11 protein-coding genes are annotated in these 15,681 nt (G+C 61.9%); 9 read left to right on the plus strand and 2 right to left on the minus strand.

Translation table 11 applies throughout. From position 1 onward, the window contains the following. The first annotated feature begins 27 nt into the window (after positions 1-27). The 9 genes from proW to ACI2JX_RS19575 all read left to right on the plus strand — a co-directional run bounded on the left by proW (position 28) and on the right by ACI2JX_RS19575 (position 12,447). A complete protein-coding gene (gene proW / locus ACI2JX_RS19535) occupies positions 28-978 on the plus strand; it encodes a glycine betaine/L-proline ABC transporter permease ProW (RefSeq protein ID WP_404690791.1) in 951 nt (316 codons plus the stop codon). A gap of 58 nt (positions 979-1,036) precedes the next feature. Then, positions 1,037-2,089, plus strand: coding sequence for a glycine betaine/L-proline ABC transporter substrate-binding protein ProX (proX, locus tag ACI2JX_RS19540; RefSeq protein WP_404690792.1), 1,053 nt, complete (start codon positions 1,037-1,039; stop codon positions 2,087-2,089). Between the two features lie 58 nt (positions 2,090-2,147). Beyond that, positions 2,148-3,203, plus strand: a complete 1,056-nt coding sequence (locus ACI2JX_RS19545; protein WP_404690793.1) for a GlxA family transcriptional regulator — start codon at positions 2,148-2,150, stop codon at positions 3,201-3,203. A 467-nt stretch (positions 3,204-3,670) separates the two neighbouring features. Further along, positions 3,671-4,624, plus strand: a complete 954-nt coding sequence (locus ACI2JX_RS19550) for an AraC family transcriptional regulator (protein ID WP_264233006.1) — start codon at positions 3,671-3,673, stop codon at positions 4,622-4,624. A gap of 1,312 nt (positions 4,625-5,936) precedes the next feature. Then, positions 5,937-8,987, plus strand: a complete 3,051-nt coding sequence (gene fdnG / locus ACI2JX_RS19555; RefSeq protein ID WP_392466774.1) for a formate dehydrogenase-N subunit alpha — start codon at positions 5,937-5,939, stop codon at positions 8,985-8,987. 13 nt (positions 8,988-9,000) lie between these two features. Beyond that, positions 9,001-9,882: a formate dehydrogenase subunit beta gene (fdxH, locus tag ACI2JX_RS19560; RefSeq protein ID WP_186554525.1), complete on the plus strand. Its 882-nt coding sequence runs from the start codon at positions 9,001-9,003 to the stop codon at positions 9,880-9,882. Then, a complete protein-coding gene (locus ACI2JX_RS19565; RefSeq protein WP_186554611.1) occupies positions 9,882-10,514 on the plus strand; it encodes a formate dehydrogenase subunit gamma in 633 nt (210 codons plus the stop codon). The genes fdxH and ACI2JX_RS19565 overlap by 1 nt, the downstream gene beginning before the upstream one ends. Next, the gene (fdhE, locus tag ACI2JX_RS19570) at positions 10,511-11,419 is read left to right on the plus strand and encodes a formate dehydrogenase accessory protein FdhE (RefSeq protein WP_264232999.1); all 909 of its coding nucleotides are present in this window, start codon (positions 10,511-10,513) and stop codon (positions 11,417-11,419) included. The genes ACI2JX_RS19565 and fdhE overlap by 4 nt, the downstream gene beginning before the upstream one ends. 152 nt (positions 11,420-11,571) lie before the next feature. Then, complete coding sequence (locus tag ACI2JX_RS19575; RefSeq protein ID WP_264232997.1) at positions 11,572-12,447, plus strand: AEC family transporter; 876 nt, start codon at positions 11,572-11,574, stop codon at positions 12,445-12,447. A 63-nt stretch (positions 12,448-12,510) separates the two neighbouring features. On the opposite strand, the gene ACI2JX_RS19580 is transcribed toward ACI2JX_RS19575, so the two are convergent. Together ACI2JX_RS19580 and ACI2JX_RS19585 are read right to left on the minus strand one after the other, a co-directional pair. Next, positions 12,511-13,143 carry a hypothetical protein gene (locus ACI2JX_RS19580; protein WP_404690794.1) on the minus strand — a complete coding sequence of 211 codons (633 nt, stop codon included), beginning with the start codon at positions 13,141-13,143 and terminating at the stop codon, positions 12,511-12,513. Between the two features lie 256 nt (positions 13,144-13,399). Next, positions 13,400-15,313 (minus strand): hypothetical protein, encoded by a 1,914-nt coding sequence (locus ACI2JX_RS19585; RefSeq protein WP_404690795.1) that lies wholly within the window; start codon positions 15,311-15,313, stop codon positions 13,400-13,402. Positions 15,314-15,681 lie beyond the last annotated feature (368 nt).

The raw sequence follows: 15,681 nt of genomic DNA on the forward strand, positions 1-15,681 counted from the left end.
CAGCGACCCTTGCCGAGGTAAGCCCTAATGTCCGAATTCAGTCTGCTCGACCCGTTCCAGTCGGCCACCATACCGCTGGGTGACTGGGTGCAAGCCACCCTTAACTTCCTGGTGCACAACTTTCGCGATGTGTTCCGCGCCATTCGCTGGCCGATCGACCAGGTGCTCAATGGCATCGAGATGATCTTGCAGAGCATCCCGCCGAGCATCGGCATCCTGCTTTCATCCCTGCTGGGTTGGCAGCTGGCGGGCAAGCGCATGGCCCTATTGTGTTTTGTGACCTTGACCCTGCTGGGCCTGATCGGCGTGTGGTCGGCGTCGATGACCACCCTGGCGCTGGTGTTGACCTCGGTGTTGTTCTGCGCCGTGATCGGCATTGCGCTGGGCATCTTCTGTGCGCGCAGCAATCGCCTGGAGCAGGTGGTGCGGCCGGTGCTCGATGCCATGCAGACGCTGCCGGCGTTCGTCTACCTGGTGCCGGTGGTGATGCTGTTCGGCATCGGCAACGTGCCTGGGGTGTTGGTCACCATCGTATTTGCCTTGCCGCCCTTGGTTCGCCTGACCAACTTAGGCATTCGCCAGGTGCCGGAAGACAAGATCGAAGCCGCCCGTGCCTTTGGCTGCACGCCCCGGCAGATGCTGACCCGGGTGCAACTGCCGCTGGCCACCTCGACCATCATGGCCGGCCTCAACCAGACCCTGATGCTGTCGCTGTCGATGGTGGTGATCGCCTCGATGATTTCGGTCGGCGGTTTGGGGCAGATGGTCCTGCGCGGCATTGGCCGGCTGGACATGGGCCTGGCCACGGTCGGTGGCATGGGCCTGGTGTTGCTGGCGATCTTCCTCGACCGCCTGACCCAGGCCATGGGCGCCCGCAGCAGTGCCGACCCGAGCCTGCGCTGGTACCACACAGGGCCTGTCGGCCTGGCCCTGCGCCTGTTTGGCGCAGGGCACGCAGAGCGGCGCAAGACCGCCTGAGACTGACACATTCGAACTGCCGCACGTGAACACAACAAGCAGAAGAAGGTACGCGACGATGTCCGAATCGAAGTTCTCCCGCAGTATCCTGCAATGCGCCTGCGCGCTGTCTCTGGTCGCTACCGCCCTGTGCGCCAACGCCTCGGCCGAGCGGCCGGGCGAGGGCGTCAAGGTCACGCCGATCTTCCCTTCGATCGCTGAAGAGCGCTTCCGTGGCGAAGTCGCTATGTACGGTCTGCGCGAGTTGGGCTACAAGGTCCAGGAGCCGAAAGAAACCGAGTACGGGGTGATGATGGTCGCCCTGGCCAACGGCGATGCCGATTTCACCGTGCACCTGTGGGACAAGCTGCACGACAAGTTCTACCAGCAGGCCGGTGGCGATCAGGTGATGGTCAAGGCCGGCGACATCATGCCCGGCGTGCTCCAGGGTTACCTGATCGACAAGAAAACCGCGCAAGCGCACAACATCAAGTACATCACCGACCTGAACAAGCCCGAAATCGCCAAGCTGTTCGACACCGACACCGACACCGACACCGACACCGACGGCGACGGCAAGGCCAACCTGACTGGCTGCAACCCGGGCTGGGGCTGCGAGCTGGTGATCTCCCACCACATCAAAGCCTATGACCTGGACAAAACCGTACATGTCGACCAGGGCTCCTACTTCGCCCTGATGGCCGACACCATCACCCGTTACAAGGAAGGCAAACCGATCCTCTATTTCACCTGGGTGCCGCAGTGGATCTCCACGGTGTTGGTGGAAGACAAGGACGTGGTCTGGCTGGAGGTGCCGAAAACCGATCTGCCCGATGGCAACAACACGGTCGACACTCTGTACCAAGGCAAGAACCTCGGTTTTGCCGTGGACAAGGTTGAAGCGGTGCTGAACAAAGACTTCGCCGAGGAAAATCCGGCCGCTGCCACGTTCCTCTCGCTGATGCAGCTCACTACCGCTGACGAAAGTGCGCAGAACTTGAAGATGCAGCAGGGCGAGAAGAAACCCGCCGACATCGAGCGTCACGCCAAGGAATGGGTCGCAGCCCATCGCCAGCAGTTCGACCAATGGCTGTTGGCCGCCCGCGGCGCCGCCAGCCAGGCGAGCAAGTAACGGTCGTTTGTATCCGCCCCGGTAATGCCGGGGCACAGGCTGGCGGTGGAGTTGAGCCATGAGTCATTTCGAAAGCGTATTGAAGAACAGCAACCTGGCCCACCTCGATCCGGCTGGCCGCACGGCCTTGGCCCTGCCATGTCGGCGGGTGGCGTTTGTCTTGCGTGAGCACTTTTCCATGATGGCCTTTACAGCGGCCATGGACAGCTTGGTCACCGCTAACCTGATGAGCGCCACGCCGCTGTTCCAGATCCAGGTGGTGGGCGAGGGCGCCCAGGTCATGAGCGACCTGGGAATTGCCCTGCCAGTCAATACTGCCCTGGCCGATCTCGAAGGGCAGGGTCTGGATGTGCTGCTGGTGTGTGGCGGTTTTCGGGTTCGCTTGGAAAGCAGCCCCCTGCTGCGCGGCAAACTGCGCCAAGCCGATCTGCATGGGGCGCTGTTGGGTGGTTTGTGGAATGGAGCGTACTTTCTGGCCGAGGCAGGCCTGCTCAACGATCACGACTGCGCGTTTCATCCAGATGGCCGTGCGATGCTCAACGAGCTGTTCCCGCAGGTGCGGGTCAGCCGCCAGGCGCATGTGCTGGATCGGCGGCGTATGAGCTGCGCGGGGGCCAGCAGTGCGCTGGACATGATGCTTGGCTTGCTCGAACACAGTGGCGGTGAAAGCTTGCGCCGGGCGGTCGAGCAAATGCTGGCTTGCGATCGTTCGCGGGTGTTGAGTGATATGCCGGCTGCAGCGCCGGATATAGACCCAACGCTACCGCGTGGGGTGCGGTTGGCGCTGGAATTGATGCATGCCAACATCGAAGACCCTATCGGCATCGATGAGATCGCGCAGCATGCGGGGCTGTCACGGCGCCACCTGGAGCGGTTGTTCCGCCGCCATGTGCAGGCAACGCCGCCCCGGTATTATCTGGAGCTGCGCCTGACCCATGCGCGGCAGCTGTTGCAGCATACGAGCAAGTCGCTGACTGAAGTGGCGGTGGCCAGTGGCTTTGTCAGTTTTCCGCATTTTTACCGGCGTTTCCGTGAGTTGTTCGCCATTGCGCCGAGGCAGTTTCGCGCACGCAGCCAGGGCTGGGCGGGGCGGCCAGAGGGCGCTGTGCACTGATAGATGGGTATGCTCGGCTGGCCTCTTCGCGGGCAAGCCCGCTCCCACAGGGATCTATGTTGCAGTGGGTTTTTTGCTGTGCCAGCACAGCCCCTTGGGGCAGCGGGCCGCGAAGAGGCCAGGACACCCCGCAATGTCAGATATGCACACAGCGACATCTATCTACAGGCCCGCACTTGTGGGAGCGGGCTTGCCCCCGCGAAAAGGCCGGTACTGCTGCAGCGCAATAGCGTTCGATAATCGGACAATCACATGCCCTATGCTGTCCGCTATCCGCCCGCCCTTCGCCTAGGTCGCATTGCCTAACCCCCGCCATATTGCTTAGTGTGTGAGCAAGCCACCGGTTGTCACTTGCCCGCTGTCACCTGCAACCGGCCCTATAGAATGACCGTGAACGACCGCGACCACGGGCCTTGTGCCCTGTAGAAAGCGGCGACCAGAACAATAACGAGCCGAGTGCCTTGCCTATGGAAAGCCGCCTGTTGAGCGAGCGCAGCAGCGTGTTCCATCATGCTGATCCTTATGCTGTTTCCGATTATGTCAATCGACATGTCGGCCAGCACTGCATCGGCCTGTCGCGCACCACCCATCCCCAGGCCAGTCTGAGCCACCGCAAATTCGCCGAGCTGGACCTGTGCCGGATCAGCTATGGCGGCAGTGTGCGGGTTACCTCACCGGCGCTGGAAACCATCTATCACCTGCAGGTGCTGCTCAACGGCAACTGCCTGTGGCGCGGGCCGCAGCGCGAGCATCACCTGGTGCCGGGCGAGCTGCTGCTGATCAACCCGGATGATCCCGTTGACCTGACGTACTCGCAAGATTGCGAGAAATTCATTCTCAAGGTGCCGACGCGGTTGCTCGATTCGATTTGCGATGAGCAGCGTTGGTCTCGGCCCAGTGGTGGGGTGCGGTTCTTGCGCAACCATTATCGGTTGGAAGAGCTCGATGGCTTCGTCAATTTGCTGGCAATGGTCTGTCATGAGGCTGAGGTCAGTGACCCGTTGCCGCGGGTGCAGGGGCACTACAGCCAGATCGTGGCGAGCAAATTATTGACCTTGATGAGTACCAACATCCGCCGTGAGAGCCTTGGGGCGCCGGGGGCGAGCCTGGAGCGGATCTTGGACTACATCGAGCGCAACCTGAAGTTGGAGTTGCCGGCTGAGGCGTTGGCGGAGCAGGCTTGCATGAGTTTGCGGTCGTTTTATGTGTTGTTTGATCGGCATTTGGGGACTACCCCTAAGCAGTATGTGCGCCAGCGTAAGTTGGAGCGGGTGCATGAGTGTTTGAGTGATTCGAGTTGCTCGGTGCGCAGTGTGACGGAGTTGGCGATGGATTATGGGTTTATGCATTTGGGGCGGTTTTCGGAGAGTTATCGGCAGCGGTTTGGGGAGTTGCCGTCTGAGACGTTGCGGCGGCGGTAGTTTTGGTTTTTGGTTTTTGAGCATATCCATTTTTGTTGTCGACGCTGATTCACCTTTCCGCTCTTACGGCGGCTTACTTTTCTCTTGGGAAAAGTAAGCAAAACCGCTCGCTCCTACATACGGCCCTGCGCTGCGCTTCGGGTCCCTTCGCGCCGGCGCCTTCCGGGCCCGCGCGGCCTACGATTTGCTGCGCAAATCTACATCTCGCGCCTTCGGCTGCGCCGAAGGGTGCTAACGCACCTGGCCCTCCAGGCACCTCTGCTCAGCCTCCTGAAGTCGCGAATCTGCGGCGCCTGCAATTACGCGCACGAAGATCAAGAGCAGGCGAATCGCTGCGCTCTCGCAGAAGCCAAAGCCAAGGTTTGAATTGCTATTTTGTGGTGTTTGTTCTGGCCTCTTCGCGGGCAAGCCCGCTCCCACAGGTACCGCACAGATTTCAGTTCAGCGTTGAGCCAGCACTGACACCACGCAGATACTGCGAACCCCACGAAGCCTGTGGGAGCGGGCTTGTCGGGGCGCCGAACCGTCGCGAAGAGGCCGGAACATCTACCACAATTGGCACTATCGCCAGATAACGCCAGCCCAGGCGCCGCCACTAACTTCGCGACTTCAGGAGGCCGCGCGGGCCCGGAAGGCACCGGAGCGAGGGGATCCCGCCACGGGCGGGACTGATTGTGGAGCGCAGAATTTTTTGGTTACTTTTTTTTCGCCTGAAAAAAAGTAACCCGCCGTAAGGGCGGAAGGGGCCAATGGCACCGCCACATCCAATGGATAAGCTCGCAGCCCAAGAGTCCAAGACCATTACCCCAAAAGTCTAACTAAAGACGATGCTTTTAAATATCTACTGCGAAAGTGAGAATTATTCAGCCACCTACTTTGGTCGTATTGAGTTGCACGCTTAGTTACAGGGTTGAGCGATTTCTTGATCCAGATCAATACAGTCAGCAATTATTTTAGCTAATCAGCCCGTTGATCGATAAAACTTATCAAATGATCGAACGGGTCAATTGGCTCACTTGTTGTAGGGTCATTACAATGGCGGGCGCGTGCTGATTTGACGCATGGGGCGGGTAGAAATTTAGCCGGCTTCTTCGCGGCCAAGCCCGTCCTACTTGGGTTGTAGCGTCCATTAATGCCACGCGACCTTTGTCGGAGCAGGCGGCCCGCGAAAAGTACGCCGCCGACTTTCGCAACTAACGCCGCGTCGGCCTAACACGCCGTCCACGCACTTTTTCACACTTCATAACAGAGTGGCCCACGCCACCGCGCCTACTTGCCTGTGATTAACCCGGGCCTGCATGAGGAGAAATTCATGGCACTTGGCAGACGACAGTTCTTCAAACTTTGTACCGCCGGTGCGGCGGCAGCCACCACTGTTTCGCTCGGCTTCGGCCCGGCAGTGGCCAATGCCAGCCAATCTCGCCAGTACAAACTGCTGCGCGCCAAGGAAACCCGCAACAACTGCACCTATTGCTCGGTCGGTTGCGGCATCCTGATGTACAGCCTGGGCGATGGCGCAAAAAACGCCAAGGCGCGGATCTTCCACATCGAAGGCGACCCCGACCATCCCGTAAGCCGCGGCTCGCTGTGCCCAAAAGGCGCCGGCCTGGTCGACTATATCCACAGCGAACAACGCCTGCTGTACCCCGAGTACCGCGCCCCAGGCTCGGACAAATGGCAGCGGATCAGCTGGGACTACGCCATCGACCGTATCGCCCGGCTGATGAAGGATGACCGCGACGCCAACTTCATCGAGAAGAACGCCAAGGGCGTCACCGTCAACCGTTGGCTGTCGACCGGCATGCTCTGCTCTTCGGCAGCCAGCAGCGAAACCGGCTCGCTCGACCAGCGCTTCACCCGTGCCCTGGGCATCCTCGGCACCGACAGCCAGGCGCGGGTGTGCCACGCGCCGACCGTTTCCGCCCTGGCGCCGACCTTCGGCCGTGGCGCGATGACCAACAACTGGGTCGATATCAAGAACGCCAACGTCGTGCTGATCATGGGCGGCAACCCGGCCGAGGCGCACCCGGTGGGCTTCAAGTGGGTGATCGAGGCGAAGATTCGCAACGGCGCCAAGGTCATCGTCGTCGACCCACGCTTCAACCGCAGCGCGTCGGTGGCGGATATCTACTCGCCAGTGCGCGCCGGTTCCGACATCACCTTCCTGATGGGCATGGTCAACTACCTGCTGACCCACGATCGCATCCAGCACGAATACGTGCGCGCCTACACCAACGCCTCGTTGATCGTGCGCAGCGACTACAGCTTCGATGATGGCCTGTTCAGCGGCTACGACGCCAAGAGCAAACGCTATGACCGCAGCTCCTGGGCCTATGAATTGGACGAGCACGGCCATGCCCGCCGCGACCTGAGCCTGAGCCACCCACGCTGCGTGTTCAACCTGCTCAAGCAGCACGTCAGCCGCTACACCCCAGAAGTGGTCAGCCAGATCTGCGGCACGCCCATGGACGACTTCCTGGAAATCTGCGAGATCATGGCCAGTACCAGCGCGCCGGACAAGACCGCGACCTTCCTCTATGCCCTGGGCTGGACCCACCACACCACCGGCGCGCAGATGATCCGCGGTTCGGGGATGATCCAGCTGCTGCTGGGCAACATCGGCATGGCCGGCGGCGGCGTCAACGCCCTGCGCGGGCACTCCAACATCCAGGGCTACACCGACCTGGGCCTGCTCTCGCAGCGCCTGCCGGGCTACATGAACCTGCCGTCCGATGAGCAGACCACGCTTGCCACCTACCTCAAGCAGACCACCCCCAGTGCCCAACTGCCCGACCAGGTCAACTACTACCAGCACACGCCCAAGTTCTTCATCAGCTTGATGAAGAGCCTGTACGGCGACAAGGCTACCCGCGACAACGACTGGGGCTTTGACTGGCTGCCCAAGTGGGACGACAGCTATGACGTGTTGAACTTCTCCAACCGCATGTACGAAGGCAAGGTCAACGGCTACATCGCCCAGGGCTTCAACCCGATCGCTGCATTCCCGGACAAGAACAAGGCTGCCCAGGCGCTGGCCAAGCTCAAGTTCCTGGTGATCATCGATCCGCTGGCCACCGAGACTTCGAGCTTCTGGCAGAACCACGGCGAGTCCAACGATGTCGATCCTGGGCAGATCCAGACCGAAGTGTTCCGCCTGCCATCGAGTTGCTTTGCCGAGGAGAACGGCTCGATCGTCAACTCCGGGCGCTGGCTGCAATGGCACTGGGCAGGCGCCGCGCCGCCCGGCGAAGCCTGGCATGATGGCAAGATCCTCGGTCACCTGTTCATGAAGCTGCGCGAGCTGTATCGCAACGAAGGCGGGGCGTGCCCCGAGCAGGTGCTGAACATGGCCTGGGACTACAAGAACCCCTACGACCCTGATCCGGAAGAAGTGGCCAAGGAGTCCAACGGCTACGCCCTGGCCGACCTGCGCGACGACAAGGGCAACCTGATCCTGCGCAAGGGCCAGTTGCTGGACAACTTCGGCCAGCTGCGCGACGACGGCAGCACCATGTGCTTCAACTGGGTCTTTGCCGGTTCCTGGACCGAGGCCGGCAACCAGATGGCCCGGCGCGACAATGCCGACAGCGGTTTGGGCTGCACCCCAGGCTGGGCCTGGGCCTGGCCGCAGAACCGGCGGATTCTCTACAACCGTGCCTCGGCCGACCCGCAGGGCAAACCGTGGGATGCCAAGCGTAAGGTCATCGGTTGGGACGGCAGCCGCTGGAGCGGCATCGATGTGCCCGACTTCCCGGTCAACATCGCCCCGGGCACCCAGACCAATCCGTTCATCATGCTCCCCGAGGGCGTGGGCCGGCTGTTCTCGGTCGGCGCCATGAACGATGGGCCGTTCCCGGAACACTACGAGCCGACCGAAAGCCCGCTGGCGCAAAACCCGCTGCACCCCAATGTCAGCAAGAGCCCCACGGCGCGGCTGTACGACAGTGACCGGGCGCGCATGGGCGACCGTGAAGAATTCCCTTACGTAGCGACCACCTACTCGATCACCGAGCTTTTCCGTCACTGGACCAAGCACTCCAAGCTCAACGCGATCATCCAGCCCGAGCAGTTCATCGAGATCGGTGAAGTGCTGGCCAAGGAAAAGGGCATCGTTCAAGGCGACCTGGTGCGAGTCAGTACCAAGCGGGGCTATATCAAGGCCAAGGCGGTGGTGACCAAGCGGATCCGCCGCCTGCAAATCGACGGGCAGCCGGTCGACACCATCGGCATCCCGTGCCACTGGGGTTATGAAGGCGCGACCCGCAAGGGCTTCCTGGCCAATACCCTGACCCCTGGCATCGGTGATTCCAACACCAACACCCCGGAATACAAGGCGTTCCTGGTGAACGTGGAAAAGGCCTGACGGAGCGACTGACATGTCCCTGCAATCCCAAGACATCATCCGCCGTTCGGCGACCCACGCGTTCACCCCGGCGCCGCGTGCGCGCGATCACCAGGCCGAGGTGGCCAAGCTGATCGATGTGAGCATCTGCATCGGCTGCAAGGCCTGCCAGGTCGCGTGCAACGAATGGAACGACCTGCGCGACGAGGTCGGCCATAACGTCGGTGTGTACGACAACCCGGCCGACCTCACCGCCGACACCTGGACCTTGATGCGCTTCGACGAGCACGAGAACGAGGCGGGCAAACTCGAGTGGCTGATCCGCAAGGACGGCTGCATGCACTGCGCCGACCCTGGCTGCCTGAAGGCCTGTCCGCAACCGGGCGCGATCATCCAGTACGCCAATGGCATCGTCGACTTCCAGTCCGAGCACTGCATTGGCTGCGGTTACTGCGTCGCCGGTTGCCCGTTCGATGTGCCGCGCATCAGCAAGAAAGACAACAAGGCCTACAAATGCACGCTGTGCGTCGACCGGGTGACGGTCGGCCAGGAACCTGCCTGCGTCAAGACCTGCCCGACCGGTGCGATCAATTTCGGCAGCAAGGCCGACATGCTGGTGCAGGCCGAGGAGCGCGTGACCGAGCTGCACGGCCGCGGCTTTGCCGGCGCGGGTATCTATGACCCGCAAGCGGTGGGCGGCACCCATGTGTTCTATGTGTTGCAACACGCCGACAAGCCGCAGCTGTACCACAAACTCAACCCCGATCCGCGCATCAGCGGCGCCATCGAAGGCTGGAAGGGCTGGCTCAAACCAGTGGCTGCGGCAGCGTTCTTCGCCACCCTCGCCGGTACGGTGTTCCACTACATCGGCGTTGGCCCTAACGAAGTCGAAGAAGATGAGAAGGAGAGCGCATGATGAACAAGGACAAACTGATCCTGCGGACCCGCTTCATCGACCGCGCCAGCCACTGGTTCATGGTCATCTGCTTCTTCATGGTGGCGCTGTCGGGGCTGTCGTGGTTCTTCCCGTCGCTGAACTGGCTCAACGGTGTGTTCGGCACGCCACAGCTGGCGCGCATCCTCCACCCGTTCCTGGGGGTGGTGGTGTTCGTGGTGTTGATGTTCCTGTTCGTGCGCTTTGTGAAGTACAACCTGCCCGAGCGCCAGGACGCGATCTGGTTTCGTAACGTCAAGACGGTGCTGGCGGGCGATCACAGCAAGCCCTTGCAGATCGGCAAATACAACGCCGGGCAGAAGATCCTGTTCTGGGGAATCATGGGCCTGATCAGCCTGTTGATGCTCAGTGGCGTGGTGATCTGGCGGCCGTGGTTTGCCGACTATTTCAGCATCCCGTTGATTCGCATCGCGCTGTTCACCCATGCCGTGGCCGGGATCTCGCTGATCTTGCTGATCATTGGCCACGCCTACCTGGCGTTCTGGGTCAAGGGTTCGATCCGCGGTATGGTCACCGGCTACGTGTCGCGTAGCTGGGCCAAATCGCACCACGACCGCTGGTACCAGCAGATTTCCAAGAGTGACAAGAAATGAGCAGCATCAAGTTGACCCCCGTGGAGCAGGCCAGCGGCGGCGTGGGCGAGATCAGCGCCTTGTTGCTGCCGCAGCTGCGCAACCACTACGGCCAGCGTGCGGCGCGTTTGCGCCAGTTGGCCGAGGGCCATGACCAGGCTGCGTACCTGGCATTCGCTGCCCGCATTGCCCAGGCCCAGCAGGCGCTGTTGGACAGCCTGCCGGTGCCCGACGAAGAGCTGCAGACACTGGCAGGGCGGGTAGGCGAGGGCGCGCCACTGGATGTGCGCAGCCTGCCGCGTTCGGCCTATTGGCAGGCGCTGCTCAAGCAGTTGCTGGAGTACCTCACGGCCGATGCCAGCGCGCCCGTGGCGGCCGCATTGCAGAGCATTGCCAGCATGACTGCCGAGCAGCGAGAAACCTGCGCAGAGCATTTGCTGCACGGTCGCTACGACCAGGTCGGCAGTGGCCAGGCGGTGTTCTTCTGGGCGGCGCTGATGCTCTACTTCAGCCAGCTTGCCGCAGCCTTGCCGGCCAGCGCCCAGGCGGCTGTCGGCGAGCAGCGCCAGTATTGCCCGGTGTGCAGCAGTGCGCCGCTGGCCAGCGTGATCCTCACCGGCAAGCGGGCCGGCCTGCGTTACTTGCAGTGTGGATTGTGCGAAAGCCGCTGGCATATGGTGCGAGCCAAGTGCAGCAACTGTGAAAGCACCGGCAAGCTCGACTACTGGTCGCTGGATCGCCAGGACAGCGCGGTGAAGGCCGAGAGCTGTGGCGACTGCGAAAGTTACCTGAAGGTGTTTTATTACGAGCATGATCAGGGGCTGGAGCCGGTCGCCGATGACCTTGCATCCTTGCTGCTGGATGCTGAGCTTGAGCGCGAAGGGTATGCCCGCAGCAGTATCAATCCGTTTTTGTTCCCGGGTTGAAGGGTTGACCGATTCATCGCTATCGCGGCGCAAGCACGCTCCTACAGAGTTTGAGGCATTGGGTAGGGGCGGGCTTGCGCCGCGGTGGCGAGGGTGCGGCATAATGCTGACTTTTCGGCCGATCAGTCTGATCGCCACGGAGGGCATGCTGCATGCTGGCTTCGCTGTTCGCTGTTCTGGCTCCGGTGTTCATCGTCGCAGGCATCGGCTATGCCTGGGCCCGCAGCGGTATCGACTACCCGACCGAATTCATCGCCCGCATCGTCATGACCGTCGGCACCCCCGCCTTGGTCTTGTCGACCCTCAGCCGCACCAAACTGGACCAGAGCGCCTTCACCAGCATGGCCCTGGCTTGTGTGCTGTGCATGGCAGGCATGGCCCTGGCGGGCGTCATCGTCAGCCGTCTGTGCGGGCGGGACTGGCGGGTGCTGCTACCGGCGTTCATGTACCCCAATACCGGCAACATGGGCTTGCCGGTCAGCTTGTATGCGTTTGGCGAGCATGGCCTGGCGCTGGCGGTGGCGTTCTTCCTGACCTTGTCGATCTTCCAGTTCACCCTGGGTATTGTGCTTTCCGGTAACGCCAGCTCGATCAAGGCGATGCTGCGCAATCCGATCGTGATCAGCCTGGTCGGGGCGATGCCGATCATCTTCTTCAACCTGGAGCTGCCGCGCTGGCTGGCCAATACCGCAGATCTGCTGGGGGGCATGACCATCCCGCTGATGCTGCTGACCTTGGGTGTGTCGCTGGCCAGCATTCGCCTGCATCACGTCGGCAGCGGCATGTTGCTCGGCGGCCTGCGCATCGTGCTGGGTGGGGCAGTGGGCTGGGGTGTGGGGGCGCTGCTGGGGCTTGAGCACATGGAGAAGGCGGTGCTGATGGTGCAGTCGTCGATGCCGGTGGCGGTGTTCAACTACCTGTTGGCGGTGCGCGCCAAACGCTCGCCGGAGCAGGTTGCGAACCTGGTGATGTGTTCGACGGTGTTGTCGTTTGTCTGGTTGCCGGTGGTGCTGGCCTGGTGGCTGTGAGGGAGGGCGTTGCCCTGGGCTTTTGACATCGAGCGCCGCACAGCGGCGCTCATGCCCTGGGCATCACTTGGCAATCAATCGTTCATGCACCCAGCCGTTGCTGGTCAGCACCATCGCGCGGGTTTCCTTCAAGGGTGCCTGGGCACTGGCAACCACTTTGTCCAACCCAGAGATGTTGGCCTTGACGCCATCATTGGCCGTCCACGGCGGCAGGTCGGTGATCGTGTAGGCGTAGGTCACCCGCGAGATTTTCTGCCCCATCATCTCGCCCGGTTCAGTGTACTGATCGATCCCGGTCACCTGCGCCTTGCCAAAACACAGCCCGCCGACGGTCTTGCCATTCATCAGCTTCTGGCCATCGGCCTTGTAGTACTTGCGACCTTCGTCAGTCAGGTCATAGGCGTAGTAGATGTCGGTACGCGCTGGCTGCCAGAGGCGCTCGGGGACTTCAGTGCGAGAGATCTCTTTCTCGCTGACCACACCCACCTGGGCCAGGGCATGCAGGGCCTTGTTGGTGCCGTTGACGTCGAAGTCCTTGGTCTTGGTCGGGAACGAGCTAACCACGAAACAATGCGGGTACTGGGTGTCGAGGTAGGCTTGGGCGGCTTGCTGGAAGTTGGCTTCGGTGGCGTCCTTGGTGTCCGAGCAACCGGCCAGGGTGGCCATTAGCGCCAGCGGTACGAGCGTCCTGTACATGGTCGTGCGTCCTTGAATAGCGGAGTGCGAAAAGATGCCGGAATGACCGGTGGGTCGGGATTAAAACCCACGCGCTAGAGGGGCGCAATCGTGGCAAGACGGCATCGGGACACAGTTGGCAAAGCGTTGCTGCGCGCAGTGCAGGGTAGTTTTGCGGCTAACCCCAGCCTCATTCATACCCACCCGCGCAGTTCACCCGCCACCCGTGCGCTGCAGCGCTTGAATGAGCGCCTCAGGGTGCTGTTCAGGAGCAGGCTCAGGACACTCGCCAGCTCAGGGCGAACAAGGTCTGGGCGGGGACGTTGAAGTGAATCTGTCCCCCCGTGCAATCCACCGCTGCCGGGCGGCTGCGGCTGTCGGGGCCGAACAGTCGCAGTGAAGGACAGGCGCGACCGGCACCTTGCAGGGTCACGTGTTGCTGACGCTCAGCCTTGTTCACGCCGAGCACGCTGCGCTGGCGGTCGCGGGCCATGGCCAGGGCGTCGACCTCGAAGGCGCTGTTGTCCATCCGTTGCACCTGATCGAGCCAGTGCGCCTGGATGAACTGCTGGGCAAGGCCGACTGGTTTCAGTTCGAAGCGGTCTGGGCCGGGCAGGCGAATCATGCCCTTCATGTGGTCGGGATCATCTGCCGCCTGGAACCAGTTGATCATGTCGAGCAGGCCATCCTGAGCCGAATTGATCGCCACCGAGGCCCACCATAACGAGGCGAAGTGGGTTTCCTGTTCGTAGGGGCTGACACTGGGGCCTGGGGAAATGTTGGTCTGGTCGAGCAGCAGCGCCTTGCGTGGCCGCCCATCGGCGTTGACACCGACCACTTCAGCGGCGCGCCGCACACTGTCGCGGTAGACGCGGGTAGCCAGCAGGTCGCGCACCATCCACTCGTGCCAGGCCAGGGCGTCGATCTGCGGCTCGGACTCACTGAGCATGCGCCGCGCCCAATCGATCCCGCGGTGCTGCTCACCGCGCGCGGTGAACGGGCCGTTGACGAAGCGCGAGCTGGCCGGCATGGCGATCCGCACCCCGGCCTCGCGCGCGCCTGGGTAGGCGCGTACGTGACGGTCCATGGCGTCGAAGTAGCGCTTGTAGGTGGCGTAGTCGGAGTAGTTGTAGTTGGGCTCGTCGGCAAACGACAGGTAGTGCGTGCCCTTGCCGCCCAGGGCTACGGTGGCCGCCAGCCAGGCGTCCAGACCGGCCAGGCTCTGGCTGTTGGCGTGCAGGTCATTACGGCGTTGGCTGGCGACCATCAGGGTGATGTTCATGTCGATGCCGGCTTGCTCAAGGTAGAAGCGTCTGAAGGCATCTTCGTAATGCGGGCGGTTGGCGAGGATGTCGACTGCGGTATAGAAACCGCCAGCGCGTGGTTTGAGCGTCTCCAGGGCGCCCCGGCTGGCCGGCGGTGGCAATAGGTAGGGCAGGGCCAGGCCCAGGCGCGGGGTGGGGCCGAGCATGTCCTTGTGCAGCTGCAGTTCGGCACGCCCTGGATCTTGGCGCAGTGGCTGCAAATGCTGCGCACGTTGGGCGAACAGGTTGGCCGTGCCGTCCAGCCAGAATGCTGCCTTGCCGCTGCCGTGCAGGCGCAAGCGCCAGACCTGTTCGGTGGCGCTGACCGGTAAGGCAGTCTGGTCGTAGCGGGGATAGTCCTTGTAGGGCTTGAGCTTGAGGGTGACCTGGGTACGGTCGCCCAGGCGCTCGGCCTGCAGGCTGTTGACCCCGCCGAAGAACTTGCCTGCCAGCACCGCCCGCTCACCGGCAGCGACTTTGAAGTACAGCTCGACGCCGTTGGGCGTTTCGGCACTGAAGTGCACCTTGGTCGGGGCGAACAGCGCTACGGTGTTGTCGTCGTGCTCGATACGATAGCTGCGAAAACTGTAGCCAGGTACCTCCAGGCGGTAGGCGGCGGCGCTGGCTGGCAACGCCCAGACCTGCTGGCCACGGCCTTCGCTGGAGGCAATGAAGCGTTCGCCACGCAACTGCCCCTGGCCATCGAGCAGGTACAGCCGCTCTTCGTTGGCGTTGGTCTGCCAGGCCGGCACCCAGCTGACCCGCACGCTATCGGCGCGTGCCGGCTGCAGGTACAGGCTGCCATCGCGAATATCGCCCCAACGCATGGGCGCCGCCTGGGCCAGGGCGCTGAATGCGCAGATCAAAACTGCCAGCGTACGTTTCATACGAGCCCTTGCTTTGACTGGATGGGTTACGCATTAGTGAAATGGCCTTGGGCCATTATCTGCTGCTCAACAATAGACGGCTTAACCTTCAATGGTATAGCGCCGGTGTTGCATGCGATAAACGGTAGGCGCTTTACGCCAGCGCTGATGGACTGCTTTTATATTTAATTGTTGGATTTGATTTCAGTTTTTTACGCCGCGTTTTTTTGACGCGTTAAAGCGTCAAATTAACTTGGCATGAGCGGTCCTTGCTCTTTATTAGCGTGATGCTAACGTGACATCGTCTAGCGAAATTTCCGTGATCAACCGCGAAGCCAAAAGCCTGGCGCCGGTTTTTTCAAGGCTTCGTGAGACCTGATCCAGAAGGG

The sequence above is a fragment of the Pseudomonas sp. NPDC088890 genome, from assembly GCF_044900155.1.
In the GTDB taxonomy this organism is placed as follows: domain Bacteria; phylum Pseudomonadota; class Gammaproteobacteria; order Pseudomonadales; family Pseudomonadaceae; genus Aquipseudomonas; species Aquipseudomonas urmiensis.